Origin of the sequence: Lysobacter sp. yr284 (assembly GCF_900107375.1) — a bacterium.
Taxonomy (GTDB): domain Bacteria; phylum Pseudomonadota; class Gammaproteobacteria; order Xanthomonadales; family Xanthomonadaceae; genus Lysobacter.
Window position 1 is genome coordinate 24,628 of the sequence record NZ_FNPT01000009.1, and the last position, 15,379, is coordinate 40,006.

Annotated in this window: 12 protein-coding genes; 4 read left to right on the forward strand and 8 right to left on the reverse strand. The window is 71.3% G+C overall.

The genetic code is table 11. The annotated features are described in order from the left end of the window. A complete protein-coding gene (locus BLV01_RS14690) occupies positions 1–5,919 on the reverse strand; it encodes an alpha-2-macroglobulin family protein (RefSeq protein ID WP_175485962.1) in 5,919 nt (1,972 codons plus the stop codon). A 352-nt stretch (positions 5,920–6,271) separates the two neighbouring features. Here BLV01_RS14690 and BLV01_RS26305 point away from each other — a divergent pair, with 352 nt between their 5' ends. The 3 genes from BLV01_RS26305 to BLV01_RS14700 all read left to right on the forward strand — a co-directional run bounded on the left by BLV01_RS26305 (position 6,272) and on the right by BLV01_RS14700 (position 8,289). Beyond that, on the forward strand, positions 6,272–6,424 hold the full coding sequence (locus BLV01_RS26305) for a hypothetical protein (RefSeq protein ID WP_175485964.1): 153 nt from the start codon (positions 6,272–6,274) through the stop codon (positions 6,422–6,424). A gap of 81 nt (positions 6,425–6,505) precedes the next feature. Next, positions 6,506–6,979 (forward strand): hypothetical protein, encoded by a 474-nt coding sequence (locus BLV01_RS14695; protein ID WP_091801027.1) that lies wholly within the window; start codon positions 6,506–6,508, stop codon positions 6,977–6,979. Positions 6,980–7,299: 320 nt separating this feature from the next. Next, a complete protein-coding gene (locus BLV01_RS14700) occupies positions 7,300–8,289 on the forward strand; it encodes an LLM class flavin-dependent oxidoreductase (protein WP_091801030.1) in 990 nt (329 codons plus the stop codon). A 48-nt stretch (positions 8,290–8,337) separates the two neighbouring features. Here BLV01_RS14700 and BLV01_RS14705 read toward each other — a convergent pair whose 3' ends face one another. From BLV01_RS14705 to BLV01_RS14720, 4 genes are all read right to left on the reverse strand, one after another. Then, positions 8,338–8,880, reverse strand: coding sequence for an FKBP-type peptidyl-prolyl cis-trans isomerase (locus tag BLV01_RS14705; protein ID WP_343124242.1), 543 nt, complete (start codon positions 8,878–8,880; stop codon positions 8,338–8,340). A gap of 73 nt (positions 8,881–8,953) precedes the next feature. Beyond that, positions 8,954–9,505: an SRPBCC family protein gene (locus BLV01_RS14710; protein ID WP_091801034.1), complete on the reverse strand. Its 552-nt coding sequence runs from the start codon at positions 9,503–9,505 to the stop codon at positions 8,954–8,956. Positions 9,506–9,532: 27 nt separating this feature from the next. Further along, positions 9,533–9,943 (reverse strand): ArsR/SmtB family transcription factor, encoded by a 411-nt coding sequence (locus tag BLV01_RS14715; protein ID WP_091801037.1) that lies wholly within the window; start codon positions 9,941–9,943, stop codon positions 9,533–9,535. Between the two features lie 376 nt (positions 9,944–10,319). Then, positions 10,320–11,141, reverse strand: a complete 822-nt coding sequence (locus BLV01_RS14720; protein ID WP_091801040.1) for an MmyB family transcriptional regulator — start codon at positions 11,139–11,141, stop codon at positions 10,320–10,322. Positions 11,142–11,272: 131 nt separating this feature from the next. Between BLV01_RS14720 and BLV01_RS14725 the strand changes: the two genes are divergently transcribed. Continuing rightward, positions 11,273–11,677 carry a hypothetical protein gene (locus BLV01_RS14725; protein WP_091801042.1) on the forward strand — a complete coding sequence of 135 codons (405 nt, stop codon included), beginning with the start codon at positions 11,273–11,275 and terminating at the stop codon, positions 11,675–11,677. A gap of 367 nt (positions 11,678–12,044) precedes the next feature. On the opposite strand, the gene greB is transcribed toward BLV01_RS14725, so the two are convergent. The 3 genes from greB to BLV01_RS14745 form a co-directional block, all read right to left on the reverse strand. Further along, a complete protein-coding gene (gene greB, locus BLV01_RS14735) occupies positions 12,045–12,557 on the reverse strand; it encodes a transcription elongation factor GreB (protein WP_091801050.1) in 513 nt (170 codons plus the stop codon). Between the two features lie 206 nt (positions 12,558–12,763). Further along, entirely contained in the window at positions 12,764–13,258 is a 495-nt protein-coding gene (locus BLV01_RS14740) for a copper resistance protein NlpE (protein ID WP_175485966.1), read from the reverse strand. Positions 13,259–13,382: 124 nt separating this feature from the next. Continuing rightward, the gene (locus tag BLV01_RS14745) at positions 13,383–14,918 is read right to left on the reverse strand and encodes a helicase HerA-like domain-containing protein (RefSeq protein ID WP_091801059.1); all 1,536 of its coding nucleotides are present in this window, start codon (positions 14,916–14,918) and stop codon (positions 13,383–13,385) included. Positions 14,919–15,379: the final 461 nt, after the last annotated feature.

The window sequence follows — 15,379 nt, forward strand, 5'->3', positions numbered from 1 at the left end:
TCACGGCGTCGGCGCGGTCACCTGCAGGGTTCCGGCCGGGCCGCCCTGCGCGTACACCGAGCGTTCGTACATCGATTCGGCATAGGCCGGCGGCACCACGAAGGTACCGGCGTTGTTGGCGCGCACCTTGTAGCGGAACTCGCTGGCCTCGCCGCCGATGCGGCCGTACAGGATCACCCGGTCCTCGCGCTGCTCGACGTGCTGCGGCTGGAAGCTCGAACCCGGCAGGGCCAGGGTCTGCGCCGGCGCCGCGTTCGGGTCGGGGCCGTCGCGCGAGGGCTGGTCTTCGCCGTCGCTCTCGCCTTCGCCGCATTCGTCGCCGCACTCGTTTTCCGACTCGCCGCTGTCGCTGTCGGTCGCGGCCGGCGCGGCGTACTGCATCACCGTCTCGAAGCCGCCCGGCAGCAGGTCGACCACCGCGATGTTGTCGCGCATCGGCGCGCCGAGCGCGCGCAGGCGCAGGCGCACGGTCACTTCCTGGCCCTGCTTGATCGCGGTCACCGGCTTGCCGGCGTCGTCGAGGTAGTCGCGCACCACTTCCAGGCCCTTGTCCTGCACCGCCTTGGGCAAGGCGCGGTCGTAGCCGGTCTGGTTGACCAGGTACCACGCCGGCGCGTCGCCGCCCGGCGCCACCCACAGGCGCAGGTCGCCGCCGGCGAAGTCGCCGCGGCTGATGACGCCCGCGGCCGCGCCGATGCGCCGCGACTTGCCGTCCTTGCCGGCCGCTTCCAGCACCGGCAGCGGCTGCTGCGGCTGGGCCGAGGCGTAGGCGTCGAGCGCCAGCACGGTCAGCGCCGAGGACAACGTGTTGTAGCTGTTGTGGCGCAGCGGATCGAGCAACCGCTCCAGCGCGGTGCGCTTCAACAGGTCGCGGCTGAGCGCGCCGAAGTGGCGGTTGAGCAGGTACACCGTCCAGGCCTGGTCGATGCCGCCGTCGTAGTACGACGCGTACGGCGTGCTTGCCGTGGCCGAGGCCGCGTTGGCCCGGCGCAGCGCCACCGTGGCCAGCGCGCGCGCCGGCTTGTCCTGCTGCAGCAGCTGGTAGCTCGCGCCGATCAGCAGGCCGGCGACGTCGTTCTCCCAGGTCTTGGGCTGGTCGCGCTTGATCTGCTCGTGCACCGCGCTCAACAGGTTGCTCGCGGTACGGCCCTGGCGCACCAGCAGGTACACGGCGAGCGCGCGGTTGCGCAGCGCCGGCAGGTCGTTGCCGGAGCGGTCGGAGGCGCGCTGTTCGAGGTAGCCGTTGAGCGACTTGAGCAGGTCGTCGGGCACCGCCTGGCCGCGCTCGCGCGCTTCGATCAGGTACAGCGCCGCATAGCCGGTGACGAAGTCGTCGGCGTCGGGCGTGGCGGTCCACAGGCCGATGCCGCCTTCGCTGTTCTGGCGCGCGCGCAGCAGGTCGATCACGTTCTGGCGCGGGTCGCCCTTGCCGGTCGCGACCAGCTTGCCCAGTTCCGGATGCGCACCCAGCACCAGCGCCGGGAACGCGCCGCTGAGCACCTGCTCGCTGCACTGGTACGGGTAATCGGCCAGGTACGCGCTGAGCCCGTCCACCGCCACCAGCGGCGACACCGAAGCCGAGATCCGGCGCGTGGCCTGCTGGTCGAACATCGCCCGCAGCGGCTGGATCGTCGAGCGCTTGTCGGCGCGGCCGGCGATCAGGTCCTGGCGCGCGACGATCGCCGGGCGCAGCGACAGCTCGATCCGGCGCCTGGCGTTGTAGCTGCCCGACACCGCCTGGATCGCGACCGGCAGCGCCCCCAGCGCGTTGCCGGCGCGGACCCGGAAGCGCACCGTGGTTTCGCTGCGCGGGGCGATCGACACCGGCGCCGGCGTCGCGCCGATCAGGCTCAGGCCCGCCGGCAGCTGCAGGTTCACCGTCACCTTCGCCGCCTGCTTGGCGCCTTCGATGGTGTTGGCGACGCCGACCGGCAGGTCGAACTCGTCGCCCGGCGCCACATGTGTGGGCAGGGTCGGGGTCAGCACGAAGTCGCCGCGGATGATCGCCTCGTCCTGGACGATGCCGATGCGCTGCGGCGTCACCGCCACCGCCACCACCCGCACCTTGCCGTTGAAATGGTCGGGCAGCACGAACGGGAACTCGCGGCGGCCGTCGACGTCGACGATGCCCGACCACCACACCGCCGGCTTCTCGGACTTGCGCTTGAACGGATTGAGGTGCTTGGCCATGCCGCCTTCGCCGTCGCCGCCGGGCGCGGCCGCGTTGGCGAGGCGGCTGAACTCCGGCAGCAGCAGGTCGAGGATCTGGGCGGTGTCGACCTGCAGCATCTTCTTGCGGAAGAAGTGATCCAGCGGCTCGCCGACGCGGTAGCGCGCGACCTGCAGGATGCCTTCGTCGACCGCGAACAGCACCACCCGCGCCTTGCCTTCGGTGACGATGGACGCGTTCACCGTCTGCCCCGGCTTGGTCACCTTCGGCAGGCTCACGCTCAGCGGCTGGGTGCGCGCGCTGCGGTCGACCGCGAACGGCGCCACGCCGAACGACAGCGGGCTCATGTAGATCTCGTCGGAGTTCGGATCGCGCAGGAACTGCACGTTGATATAGCCGTTGCCCTCGAAATCGGCCGGCAGCACGATCTTCTGCACGCTGGCGGTGCTGTCGGCGCGGAACCAGGCGTGGGCGTAGACCTTGTCGCGTTCGATCGTGATCAGGCCGGCGCCGGGGTAGGGCGCGCGGATGCTGACCTCGATGGTCTCGCCGGGCTTGTAGCTGGGCTTGGACAGGGTCAGGCCGAGTTCGGCGTTGCGCTCCAGCGAGCGCGACAGGTTGGCCGCGCCGGCGACGCGATAGCCGATCTGGTTGAGCACCTTGCCGTCGGCCGCGCGCACTTCGATCACGAAGTCGCCGGGTTGGTCGGTCTGCAGGGCCACGCTCTGGCGGCCGCCGGCCAGCGCCAGCGGCTGCTCGCGCAGGTCGTAGCGGCGTTCGTGCGAGACGTAGCGGTACAGGCCCGAATCCTGCTTGGTCAGGACCGAGACGTAGCGCTTCTCCACCACCACCGCGCGCAGGCCCGGCACCGGCTTGGGCGCGCCGTCCTGGCCGATGCTGACCAGTTGCAGCGAACGCTTGGCGCCGCGCTGGACGTAGTCGAGCGCGTCCACCGCCTTGATGCCGACCAGGAAGTCGTTGTTCGACACCAGCGCGCTGGTCTGCGCGGCGACGTTGCGGCCGCTGCCGGGCTCGAACGCGCGCGCCAGGAAGCTCAGCTGGTAGGTCGCGCGCTCGTACTTGGTCAGGTCGAGCTTGAAGGTGGCCTGGCCCTGGGCGTCGGTGGTCTGGTCGCTGAGCGACTCGTCGTAGCCTTCCTTGGCCCGCTGCGGATCGAAGAACTGGTAGCCCGGGTACTGGGCGAAGCTGGGGAAGTACGGCCGCAGCACCATCGTGCCCTCGACCTTGCGCTGCTGCGCCGGGGTGCCGAACAGGTTCTCGGCGCTGACCACGGCGGACAGCTGGTCGGGCTTGATCCAGCCCTTGGGATTGTCGGCCGACAGCTTCACCGCGACCTTCATCGTGTCCGGCGCGAACTCGCGCACCTGCACCGAGGTCGAGCCGATGCTGGTGCGCTGGTTGTCGCGGCCGAGCAGGAACAGCTGGACCTGCCAGGTGCCGCTGGGTGCGCTCTCGCTGGGCGCGAAGCTGGCGCTCTCGAAGCCCTGTTCGCTGAGCTTGAGTTTCTGCCGCTGGGCGACGTTGCCGCGCGGGTCGGTGAACTCCCATTCCAGCGGCAGCCCGGCTAGCGGGCGCTTCCAGTCGGCGGCGCGCACGATCATGCCGATGTTGACGGTGTCGCCGGGGCGGTAGAGGCCGCGGTCGGAGAACAGGAAGGCGTTGAGCGCGCCGGCCTCGATGTCGTTGGGCTCGCCGCCGATGTCGAAGCGCGAGTAGTCGAGCTTGCGCCGGTAGTCGTCGATCGGCAGGAACGAATAGTCCTCGCCCTGGCTGACGGTCAGCATGGTCGGGGTCTTTTCGCGCTTGAAGCCCTTCAGCGACGGCAGCTGGGCGCGGCCGCCCGCATCGGTGTCGGCCTCGACCAGGGTCTCGCCGTTGCGCGCCACCGCGCGCACCCGCGCGCCGGCCACCGGCGCGCCGTTGGACAGCGACTGCACGAACACGTCGCGGCGGCCGTCCAGGCCCTGCTTGACCGCGATGCCCAGGTCGGTGAGCACGACCAGGCGGCTGTCCTCCTCGCTGCCGGCGTCGTCGGCGATGGTCTCCTCGCTCGGGCGCTGCGCGTCGGAGTCGCTCATCGTGCGCAGGCTCAGCAGGAACACGCCGCGGCGGTTGGGCTTGAGGTAGGCGCCCAGGTCCACGCCTTCGTAGTGGGCCTTGGCCGGGTTCTCGGCCGGCAGGGTCAGGCGGCGTTCCTCGCGCTCGACCAGGCTGTCGGCGTCGAGGTTGTACATGCGCGGCTTGGCGTAGCTGCCTTCGTTGTTGAACACCAGGTGCTGGATCTGCTCGGGCAGGACCCGGGCGATCTCCAGCCGCGCACGCGGCACGTTGCGCGAGACCACGCTGATCCGGCGCTCGCCGCGCAGCGACAGCAGCGCGCCTTCGCCGACGAAGCGCAGCAGCTTGGGATACTCGGGCACGCGCAGGGCGACCGCGTGGTCGCGGCCGAGCAGGAAGCCGCCGAACGCCTTCAGGCCCTTGCCCACGCGCACGTAGACGTAGCGGTCCGGCGGCGCCTGGAACTTGAAGCTGTGCACCGGGGTGTATTCGCGCTCGGCCGCGATCGGGCTCAGCGGCAGCGGCGTGGCGGCCTTGAGCACGGCCTCGTCGACCTCGCCGGTGGACCAGGAGCGGTTGCCGCTCTGTTCGCTGGCCGGGCGGCGCGGGTCCTTGGTCGGCAGCAGCCAGGCGCGGGTCGCGCCGGCGACTTCGGTGTCGCGCATGGCGTTGTTGAAGCTCACCACCAGCGCCTGCTCGGGTTCGAAGCGCTCGTTCTCGACCAGGGTGGTGGCGAGATCGTCGACGTTGACGCTGTACAGCGACGGCAGCTTGACCTGCGCGCTGAGTTTTTCCGGGCTGCCTTCGCCGCCCAGCGCGCTGACCACGCCGGCGGCGACCTCCAGGCTCAGGCTGCCGCCGTTTTCCGGCAGCTTCAGCGGTTCGGAGTGGACCCAGGCCTTGAGCCGGGCGTCGTCGTAGGTGAGGGTGTACTTGGGCGCGGCCTGGACGCTGCCGCCGCCGTCGACCAACGACAGCGCGATGCGGCGCTGCAACTGCGCCTCGTCGACCGGATGCGAGAACTTCAGCTCGAACACGCCCTTCTTGAGCGCCGGGTCCTGCGGGTCCTGGTAGAACTCGCTGTTGGACAGCTCGGCCTTGAACGGCGCGGTCTCGAATTCGAATTCGTGTTCCTGCAGCGCCACCTTGGGCGCCACGCTGGTGTTCGGATCGACTTCGACCGTGTACTTGGTCTTGACCGGCCAGTCGGTGGCGGGCACGAACACCAGGGTCTTGTCGTCTTCCCAGGTCCACGCGCCCTTGAGTTCGGGCTTCAGGCTCACGCCCACCGGCGCGTTGCCGATCTGCTTGAGCGGCGCGGCCGAGTCGGAGAAGGTCAGGCTCAGCCGGCTCACGGTCGGCGGCTTGCGCTCGTAGTCGGTGAGCTCGGGCGCGTGCAGTTCCACGCTGAGCGCGCCGGGGATCACCGGCTTGGGCCGGGTGATCAGCCAGTGCGCGAGCCAGGCCGCGGCGAGCAGGCCGAGCAGGCTGCCCAGGTACAGGCCGGGGCGTTGGCGGATGCGCGCGGCGAGCGCGGCGAGCCACGGCGGCGGCGTCCAGGCCATCTGGCCGAACGTGGCCTGGGTGGCGCGGCGCCAGAGGCCGGCGCGGCCGGTCGCGCCGGCCTCCGCGGGGGGAGCCGGTTGCGACGGCGAGGGCGTGGTGTCCATTGCGATGTTCCGATCCGTGGTGCGGTGGCCGTTGCCGGGCCGGGCGTCCATGGCCCGGCCGGTCCCCAATCCAGTGTGTCAGGTCTGCGCGTGGCGCTGGCCTGGGCATCGCGGTCCTGCGCGTTGCGCATGGCTGCGATGTCGGAAGCACTAGACCCAAATGTTAGGAAATTGTTCCTGCCGTTTGTCGGCTTGTCGAGATTTTTTTATCGATGGGGGCGAGCGCGCGGCGGCGGAGCGGATGGCATCGGGCCTGAGGGCGCGGCCGCATCGGTTCGCGGCAGGAAGGATGGCAGGGGCGGGCGGGGCGCGCGGCGGGGTAAGCTCGGGGCCGTTTTGACTGGGAGCCTGCATGGACATCGTGGCCCTGATCGTGGTCGGCGTGGCGTTGTGGCTGGCGTTCAAGCTGGTCGGGTTCGTGTTGCGCACGGCGATGTGGGCGCTGGTGTTGGGCGGGCTGTACTGGCTGATCGCGCCGCTGGCGGGTTGGCCGATGCCGTTCTAGCCGCTGCGTTCGCCGCCGCCCGGCGCCGCTGCGGCGCGGCGGGCGGCCGTCTTCGCCTTGCTTCCGACAGGAGTTGCCGCCATGCCCGACACGCCGCACGCCGAGGTTCCCGCGCACTGGGTCGCCGACACCCAGGACATCGGCCGCCTGGTGCGGGCGGTGTACGCGTGCATTTCCGGCCCGGCCGGGGCGCCGCGCGACTGGGCGCGGTTCCGCTACCTGATGCATCCGCGCGCGCTGAGCCTGCGCACCGTGGTCGAGGCCGACGGCTCTACCCGGGCGGTGGTGTTCGATGTCGAGCAGTACATCGCCGACGTCGCGCCCTTGTTCGCCGACACCGACTTCTTCGAGGTCGAGACCGACCAGCGGATCGAGCGTTTCGGCCAGATCGCGCACGTGTGGAGCAAGTACGACGCGCGCCCGGCGCAGGGTTCGCCGGTGCTGCTCAAGCGCGGGGCCAACAGCATCCAGGTTTGCCACGAGCACGGGCGCTGGTGGGTGGTGTGCACGGTGTGGGACAACGAGCGCGAGGGGTTGGCGTTCGATCTGTTCTGAGGGCGCGGACCTCGCCCCAACCCGCACCCCGGCCCGAACGCAGGGCGTTCGGGCGTTCGGCGCTGCGCGAGCCGATGGCTCGCAAGCGCCGCCCTCGCCCCGCAGGCGGGAGAGGGGCTTCCAGCAGCGCGGCTTCTTGCCGTTTCTTCTCCCGCTTGCGGGAGACGCTGCCCCGAAGAGCCTGCCCCTGCGAAAGCAGGGGGGCGGATGAGGGCGCATCCGGCAACACACCAGCGCCGATCCTTCCCCAATCGCGCGCTGGATTCCGCCGCCGCCCGGCCCCAGATCGTAACGATCCCTTCCGGAGCGCCGATCCCCGCATGCTGCCGTATTCCGTCCTCGACCTCGCGCCCGTCGTCCAGGGCAGCGACGCCCGCCAGGCTTTCGCCAACAGCCTGGACCTCGCCCGCCACGCCGAAGCGCTGGGCTATACCCGCTATTGGCTGGCCGAACACCACAACATGCCCGGCATCGCCAGCGCCGCCACCGCGGTGCTGATCGGGCATATCGCCGGCGGCACCTCGCGCATCCGCGTCGGCGCCGGCGGGATCATGCTGCCCAACCACGCGCCGCTGCAGGTGGCCGAGCAGTTCGGCACGCTGGCCTCGCTGTACCCCGGCCGCATCGACCTGGGCCTGGGCCGCGCGCCCGGCACCGACCACTCCACCGCGCGCGCGCTGCGCCGCTACTACGACGGCGCCGACAGCTTTCCGCAGGACGTGGCCGAACTGCTGCATTACTTCGAGCCGGCGCAGCCGCAGCAGGCGGTGCGCGCGGTGCCCGGCGCCGGGCTGGAGGTGCCGGTGTGGCTGCTGGGGTCGAGTCTGTTCAGCGCGCGGCTGTCGGCGGCGATGGGCCTGCCGTTCGCGTTCGCCTCGCATTTCGCGCCCGACGCGATGGACGAGGCGCTGACGCTCTACCGCCGCGACTTCCAGCCGTCCGCGCGGCTGCAGGCGCCGCACGCGATGCTGGCCTTGAACGTGGTCGCCGCGGCGGACGGCGCCCAGGCCCGGCGCCTGTTCACCACCCAGCAGCAGGCGTTCGTCAACCTGCGCCGCGGCCGGCCGGGGCTGATCCCGCCGCCGATCGACGACATCGAAAGTTTCTGGACCCCGCTGGAGAAGGCCGGCGTAGCCCAGGCCTTGGCCTGCGCGGTGGTCGGCGATCCGGGCGAAGTCGCCGACGGCATCGCCGCCTTCATCGCCCGGCACCGGCCGGACGAGCTGATGGTGACGGCCAACATCTTCGAGCACGACGCGCGGCTGCGCTCGTTCGAACTGGCGGCGCAGGCGCTCAAGTCGCTGGCTTGATCCGCACCCGGCCCGGCGCGCGTTCGCGCCGGGCCCGCGCAGCGGCGCTCAGCGCGGTTCCAGGCCGAGCAGTTCCACCTCGAACACCAGCGAGGCGTCCGGCGGGATCGCGCCGCCGCCGGCGCCGTCCTTGCCGTAGGCCAGGTCCGGCGGAACCATCAGCACCCGCTTGCCGCCCACGCGCATGCCGGCGACGCCGTCGTCCCAGCCGCGGATCACCCGGCCGGCGCCGAGCAGGAAGCTGAAAGGCCGGCCGTTGCGGTCGTAGGAACTGTCGAACTTGCTGCCGCGCTTGTTCGGCGCGGTCTCGTCGTAGAACCAGCCGGTGTACTGCACGATCGCTTCCTGGCCCGGCTGCGCGAGCGCGCCGGTGCCGACGCGCTGGTCGATCATTTCGAACTGGGCGATGCGGCCGTGCATCACCTTCGGCGCGGCCGCGGCCTGCTCCTGCTCGGCCGGGCGCTGGCAGCCGGCCAGCATCGGCGCGGCGGCGGCCAGCAGCAGCGCCAGCGGCAACGCGCGCGCGGCGGCGGACGCGGCGGAGCGGGGCGCGGCAGGGCGGGATACGGCGGAGCGGGACGCTGCGGGCACGGACGACCTCGAACGGATAGGCGGAAGGACGCACAGCTTACCCGCCGTACCCCGCGCCCGCCTCGCGCCGCGCTCAGGCCTGCGGGATGCGCCGTTCGTACTCCGCGTCCAGGCGGTTGTGGCTGCGCCAGAAGCCTTCCGGCTCGCGCTGCGACAGCACGTCGATCAGCAGGCCCAGGTGCGCGTGCCAGCCGCCGCTGACGCTGACCAGGCCGCTGCGGTTGGACAGATGACGGTGGTGCACGACCAGCCGCACTTGATCGCCTTGTTCGCTCAGTTCGAAGCTCACCTCCGACTTGCTGCCGGCGTCTTCGTTCCAGGTGTAGCGCAGCAGGCGCGGCGGCTCGATCGCGGTGATGCGGCCGCGCAGGGTGTTGACGCAGTCGCTGGCGTACTTGGCCGGCGGCGGATCGTCGTTGCGGGTGAGGCGGGCGTTGTCGAAGTTCAGCTCGACCGCGCCGCCGACGCGCAGGTCCATCCCGCCCGCGGCCAGCCAGTGCCGGCGCTTGTCGGATTCGGTGAGGTAGGCCCAGACGCGTTCGATCGGGCCGGGCAGGACGCGTTCGATGCGGACCGAATCGGCGGCGGTGAGGACGCCGTAGGCGTCGTTGGCGGGCAGGTTCATGGCGGTCTCCGGAACGGAAGGGGTGGATCAGGGACGCGGCTTGCGCCGCGCGGGGCGGGGCGATGGAGCCGGCGCGGCGGCCGGGGGCGTGGAGGTGGAGGCGCGGGCGTCGTCCTCGGCGCGCAGCAGCGCTTCCAGGTCGTCCAGGCGCTGGTTCCAGAAGCGTTCGTAGTGGCGCAGCCATTCGAAGCCGCCGTGCAGCGGTTGCGCGTCGAGGCGGCAGACGTGGATGCGCCCGCGCACCTCGCGCCGGACCAGCCCGGCGCGTTCCAGCGCCTTGATGTGCTTGGAGGCGGCGGCCAGGGTCATGGCGTAGGGTTCGGCGAGCTCGCCGACTTTGCGTTCGCCGTCGGCGAGCTGGCGCAGCATCGCCCGCCGGGTGGGGTCGGCGAGGGCCTGGAAGACGGCGTCGAGCCGTTGCGAGTCATATTCAACCATGGGGTTGAATATCCGCCTGGGGCGAGCGACTGTCAACCGATTGGTAAAATATTCGCGTGCGGGCCGACAGGCGGTATCCGGCGATGCGGGGCGTCGCGTCGCAGGCGCGGTGTCGCGGTCGCGGCTCGCGCCGCTCCTACAGCCGGAAGCGAACCCGCCTGAGCCCCTGTAGGAGCGGCGCGAGCCGCGACCGCGGCAACGGCGCTACGACGCCACCTGCGATCCAGGCGAGCGCTGCGCGCCGACGAATGAAGCCACTCAACTCGCCACTGCGGCGGACGCCGCAATGACGGGATGTGGGCGTGCGGGCGAGGTACGAGGACGTACGCAGCCTGGGCGCGCGCAGCATTGCGGCCGGCGCGCCCGGCCGCCGACGCTACGAAGACGTCGTCAGGCTCGCGCCGAACTCGCGCATCGCCTTGGCGGTGGCCGCATCGGCGGGGAAGAACGATTCGATCGCCAGTTCCGCCAGGGTCACGTCCATCGGCGTGCCGAATACGGTGGTGGTGCTGATGAAGGACAGTTCGCCGAACGGCGTGCGCATGCGGCAGGGCACTGCGACGTGGGCGGCGCCGGTGAGTTCGGCCGGGTCGTACTCCGCGGGGTCGTAGCCCGGCGGCGGCGGATACGCCTGCAGTTCCGCGTACAGCGCTTCCAGCACCGGATCGCCGCTGGTTTCGATCTGGTGGCGCAGCCGGTGCAGGATGTGCGCGCGCCATTCGCCGAAGTTGAGGATGCTCGGCGCCATGCCTTCGGGGTGCAGCGCCGCGCGCAGCACGTTGGCCGGCCCGGCCAGCAGGTGCTCGGCCACGCCGGCCAGCATCGGGCCGAGCGCGCGGTTGTGCTGGATCAGGTTCCAGTGCCGGTCCACCGCCAGCGCCGGATGCGGTTCGTGCGCGTACAGCACCAGCTCGACCGCGGCGTAGGCCTCGCGCATCGCCGGGTGGTCGAGCGGGCGCTCGGCGTACATCGGCGCCAGCCCGGCCGCGGTCATCAAGGCGTTGCGCTCGCGCAGCGGCACGTCCAGGCGGTCGGCCAGGCGCAGCAGCATGGCCCGGCTCGGCAGCGAGCGGCCGGTCTCGATGAAGCTGACGTGGCGGGTGGAGATCTCGGCCATCTCGGCCAGGTCGAACTGGGTCAGGCGGCGGCGCTGGCGCCATTGGCGCAACAGCTCGCCCACGGGGCGCGGATCGTTCATGCGGCCACCTTAGCCCAGCTGCGCCGGCGCCGGCATTACCTGCCAGGTAATCGACCCGCCGCGCGGGCGGGCGTGTCATGGCGTGGAACCGACACAACGAATTTCATCCGCCACTGCCCAGGAGCACCACCATGGCCACTGTCCTGCCGTCCCGTCCGCGTTCCACCCTGCGCCGCGCGCTGGCGCTCGACGCCGCCGCTTCCGCGGCCGCCGGCGCGCTGTTGCTCGGCTTCACCGCCGCCGCCTCGCGCCACTTCGCGATGGCGCCGGGCCTGATCCTGGCCGAGGCCGCGATCATGTTCGCCTGGGCGCTGCTCGTCGGCTGGGCCGCGAGCCGCGATCCGGTCGCGCCGGCGCTGGCCTGGACCGCGATCGCGGTGAACTTCGCTTGGGGCGCGCTCTCCGTGCTCGCGCTGGTCGTCGGCGCGCTCGCGCCGACCGCGCTGGGCACGGAACTGATGCTCGCGCAGGCGCTGGGCGTCGCGGTGCTGGGCGCGATGCAGTACGCCGGCCTGCGCCAGCAGCAGCGCGGCTGAGGCGGCGATGGAGCCGCTGACGCGGACCGCGCCCGCGCCCGTCGGCGCGGGCGAACGCCCGCCGCGCCAGTTGCCGGCGCGCTGCGCCTGGTGCCCGGACCTGATCGGCTGCCGGGTGCCGGCGCCGGTCGCGGCGACGGCGCGGACGGCGCGCTGCGAGGCGCGCAGCGGGCGCCGGATCGTCGCGGTGTGAGCGGGGCGCGTCGCGCGGCGGCGCAGGCGGCCGAAGCCTTGCAGGAGCGGCGCCGGCCTATCGGCCCGCGCCGAACGCTTCGCCGTAGTCGGGGCGTCGCGGCCGCGGCTCGCGCCGCCGCGCGGGTCCGCTGGGCCGGGCTTTTGCGACGACCGCGACCGCGGCAGCGAGGTTTCAGCCGGCCGGCGGCAGGTACGACACTTCGACGATGGCGAACCGCGCCGGCCCGGCCGGCAGCACCGCCTCGAACTCGTCGTCGACCCGGCGCTTGAGCATCGCCCGCGCCAGCGGCGAGTCGATGCTGATGTGGCCGAGCCGGGCGTCGGTCTCGTCCGGCCCGACGATGCGGTAGCGCGCCAGCTCGCCGCTGGCGACGTCCTCGACCTCGACCCAGGCGCCGAAGAACACCGATTGCGGATCGCTGGGCGTGGATTCGATCACCCGCAGCAGCGGCAGGCGCTTGCTCAGGTAGCGCACGCGCCGGTCGATCTCGGCCAGCTGCTTCTTGCGGTAGGTGTATTCCGCGTTCTCGGAGCGGTCGCCCTCGGCGGCCGCGGCGGCCAGCGCCTTGACCACCTCGGGACGGCGCAGCCGCCACAGCTCGTCGAGCTCGTGCTTCAGGCGCGCGTGGCCCTCGCGGGTGATCAGCGCGGTGCTGTGTTCGGCGGGCGGGCGCCAACGGCCCATGGCGGCGGTACTCGCGACAGCGGGGCCGACGTTATCGCAGAGCGGGCGGCGCGGTTCAAGCAAATCGGGGTGAAGATCGGTTCACTCCCTGTAGGAACGGCGCGAGCCGCGACCGCGACACCGCAACTACGGCGCAAGTTTCGGCGCAGTCGCGGTGTCGCGGTCGCGGCTCGCGCCGCTCCTACAGGGGAAAGCGAAGCCGCGCGTTACGGCGTGCGCTTGAGGCTGTAGTCGAGCTGCGACTCGATCGGCTTGCCCTCGGTATCGAGCATGCGGATCTCGTCCTTGGACACGATGTCGAACAGGCGGTCGTCGTCGCTCTTGCTGTTCGGGTCCAGGCGCACGCGCTTGCCGTTGTCTTCCGCGGTCCAGGTGCCGTCGCCCTTGAAGTTGCCGTCCTTCTTGCCCTGGTAGCTCTCGCTGAGGGCGTAGCCGCCGTCGGCCTTGAGTTCGAGCTTGGTGTCGATGCCGCTGCAATCGGCGCAGGGCAGGGTGCCGCTGAAGGTGCCGGCGAAGGCGGCGGCGTCGAACGTGGCCGGGGCGGCTGCGGCGGCGGGAGCCGGCGCGGCTTCGGCCGGCGCGGCCGGTTCGGCGGCCTTGGGCGTTTCGGCCGGCGCGGCGGCGGGCGTTTCGGCGGGCTTGTTGCACGCGCTCAATGCGAGCGCGGCGAGGCAGGCGAGGGCGAGCAGTTTGCGGTTCACATGCGGCTCCTGTGCGGGTCTGGGTCTGGAAGCGGAGGGGGTGAGGGTAGAGCAGCGACGCGTGGGCGAAAGCGAGCCGTTTCTCACTCTTCGCTCGCGTGCGTCCGCCGCCGGCGTCGCCGGGTCAGCGCTTGCCGCCGAAGATGCCGCCGAGCAGGCCGCGCAGGATCTGCCGCCCGACCTGGGTGCCGACGGTGCGCGCGGTCTGCTTGGCCATGGTCTCGACCATGCCCTGGCGGCGCTTGGTGCCGAACACCGCGTCCTTGACCGCCTGGCCGAAGCCGCCTTCCTCCTTGTCGTCCTGCTCGCGGGTCTTGGCCGGCGGCGCCTTGGCCTGTTCGGACGCGGTTTCGGCGCGCTGGGCCAGCATCTCGGCGGCCGATTCGCGGTTGACCGGGGTGTCGTACTTGGCGCCGATCGGGCTGCCGACGCGGACCTGGGCGCGCTCGGCCTCGGTGATCGCGCCCATGCGGCAGCGCGGCGGCGCCACCAGGGTGCGCTCGACCGGCATCGGCACGCCCTTGTCCTGCAGGGTCGAAACCAGCGCCTCGCCGGTGCCGAGCTTGGAAATGGCCTCGGCGACGTTCAAGGCCGGATTCGGCACGAAGGTTTCCGCCGCGGTGCGCACCGCCTTCTGGTCGCGCGGGGTGAACGCGCGCAGCGCGTGCTGCACGCGGTTGCCGAGCTGGCCGAGGATGTTGTCGGGAATGTCGTCGGGGAACTGCGAGCAGAAATACACGCCCACGCCCTTGGAGCGGATGATCCGCACCACTTGTTCGACCCGCTGCTGCAGCGCGGCCGGGGCGTCGTCGAACAGCAGGTGGGCTTCGTCGAACACGAACACCAGCTTGGGCCGGTCGAGGTCGCCGACTTCCGGCAACTGCTCGAACAGTTCCGACAGCAGCCACAACAGGAAGCTGGAATACAGGCGCGGCTTGAGGATCAGCGAGTCGGCGGCGAGCACGTTGACTACGCCGTGGCCGTTCGGCGTGGTGCGCATCAGGTCGGCCAGCTCCAGCGCCGGCTCGCCGAAGAAATGATCGCCGCCGTCCTGCTCCAGGCGCAGCAGCGAGCGCTGGATCGCGCCGACCGACTGCACGCTGACCAGGCCGTAGCTGGTGGAGATGTCCTTGCGCTCGTCGGCGACCAGGCCGAGCAGGGCGCGCAGGTCGGCCAGGTCGAGCAGCAGCAGGCCGCGGTCGTCGGCGAGCTTGAACACGATGTCGAGCACGCCGGACTGGGTGTCGTTGAGCTCGAGGATGCGCGCCAGCAGGGTCGGGCCCATTTCGCTGACGGTGGTGCGCACTGGGTGGCCGAGCTTGCCGAACAGGTCCCAGAACACCACCGGGTTGGCCTGCGGGGCCCAGTCGGCGACGCCGATCTCGCCCAGCCGCGCCTGCAGCTTGTCGTTGGCGGTGCCGGCGACGGCGAGGCCGGCGACGTCGCCCTTCACGTCGGCCAGGAACACCGGCACGCCCTGGCGCGAGAAACCTTCGGCCAGGGTCATCAGGGTGACCGTCTTGCCGGTACCGGTGGCCCCGGCGACCAGGCCGTGGCGGTTGCCGAGCTTGGTGTGTAGGAACACCTGCCCGCTGTCCGGGGTGGTCACGGCCTTGCCGATCAGGATGTCGTTCTGGGTGTCGCCGGGGGTCGGGGCCATGTCCGTTTCCGTGGTTCGGGGATGCGTTGCGATGGGCGATTCTAGCGGCTGGCGTGTGGGGTTCGTGAATCTGGGGCGGGGGAGGCGGCTTTGCGGCAACGTCCTGAAGCGAGGAGTTTCCCAACCCCTGATTCCGGCGAAGCCGGAGTCCGTTTTGACGTTCGCTGTTGCCGTTGCCGTTGCAGTTCGCTTGGACGCAACCCCATGCGAAGCACACGTTCCGCAGCCCCGGAGGGCGTGCGCATGGATGCGCACGCGCGCCATGGGGCAGGATGCCCCTTATGGCGCGGCCCCGCGCCGCTGTGAGCCCTAGTGGCTTTTGATTCGAAACAGGGAAAAGCACTTTCTTTGGTTACTTTCTTTGTTGCTTTGGACAAAGAAAGTGACCCGGCCGCTTGCGGACGGAAGCTTTGGATGGTGGCTTGTCGTCAAACGCACGAACACGCAAAGACCGAACCCGC

What these genes read in the sequence shown, in the direction of transcription:
- BLV01_RS14690 (WP_175485962.1), bottom strand. Translation starts at nt 5,919, where the DNA reads ATGGACACCACGCCCTCGCCGTCGCAACCGGCTCCCCCCGCGGAGGCC.
- BLV01_RS26305 (WP_175485964.1), top strand. Translation starts at nt 6,272, where the DNA reads ATGGACATCGTGGCCCTGATCGTGGTCGGCGTGGCGTTGTGGCTGGCG.
- BLV01_RS14695 (WP_091801027.1), top strand. Translation starts at nt 6,506, where the DNA reads ATGCCCGACACGCCGCACGCCGAGGTTCCCGCGCACTGGGTCGCCGAC.
- BLV01_RS14700 (WP_091801030.1), top strand. Translation starts at nt 7,300, where the DNA reads ATGCTGCCGTATTCCGTCCTCGACCTCGCGCCCGTCGTCCAGGGCAGC.
- BLV01_RS14710 (WP_091801034.1), bottom strand. Translation starts at nt 9,505, where the DNA reads ATGAACCTGCCCGCCAACGACGCCTACGGCGTCCTCACCGCCGCCGAT.
- BLV01_RS14715 (WP_091801037.1), bottom strand. Translation starts at nt 9,943, where the DNA reads ATGGTTGAATATGACTCGCAACGGCTCGACGCCGTCTTCCAGGCCCTC.
- BLV01_RS14720 (WP_091801040.1), bottom strand. Translation starts at nt 11,141, where the DNA reads ATGAACGATCCGCGCCCCGTGGGCGAGCTGTTGCGCCAATGGCGCCAG.
- BLV01_RS14725 (WP_091801042.1), top strand. Translation starts at nt 11,273, where the DNA reads ATGGCCACTGTCCTGCCGTCCCGTCCGCGTTCCACCCTGCGCCGCGCG.
- greB (WP_091801050.1), bottom strand. Translation starts at nt 12,557, where the DNA reads ATGGGCCGTTGGCGCCCGCCCGCCGAACACAGCACCGCGCTGATCACC.
- BLV01_RS14745 (WP_091801059.1), bottom strand. Translation starts at nt 14,918, where the DNA reads ATGGCCCCGACCCCCGGCGACACCCAGAACGACATCCTGATCGGCAAG.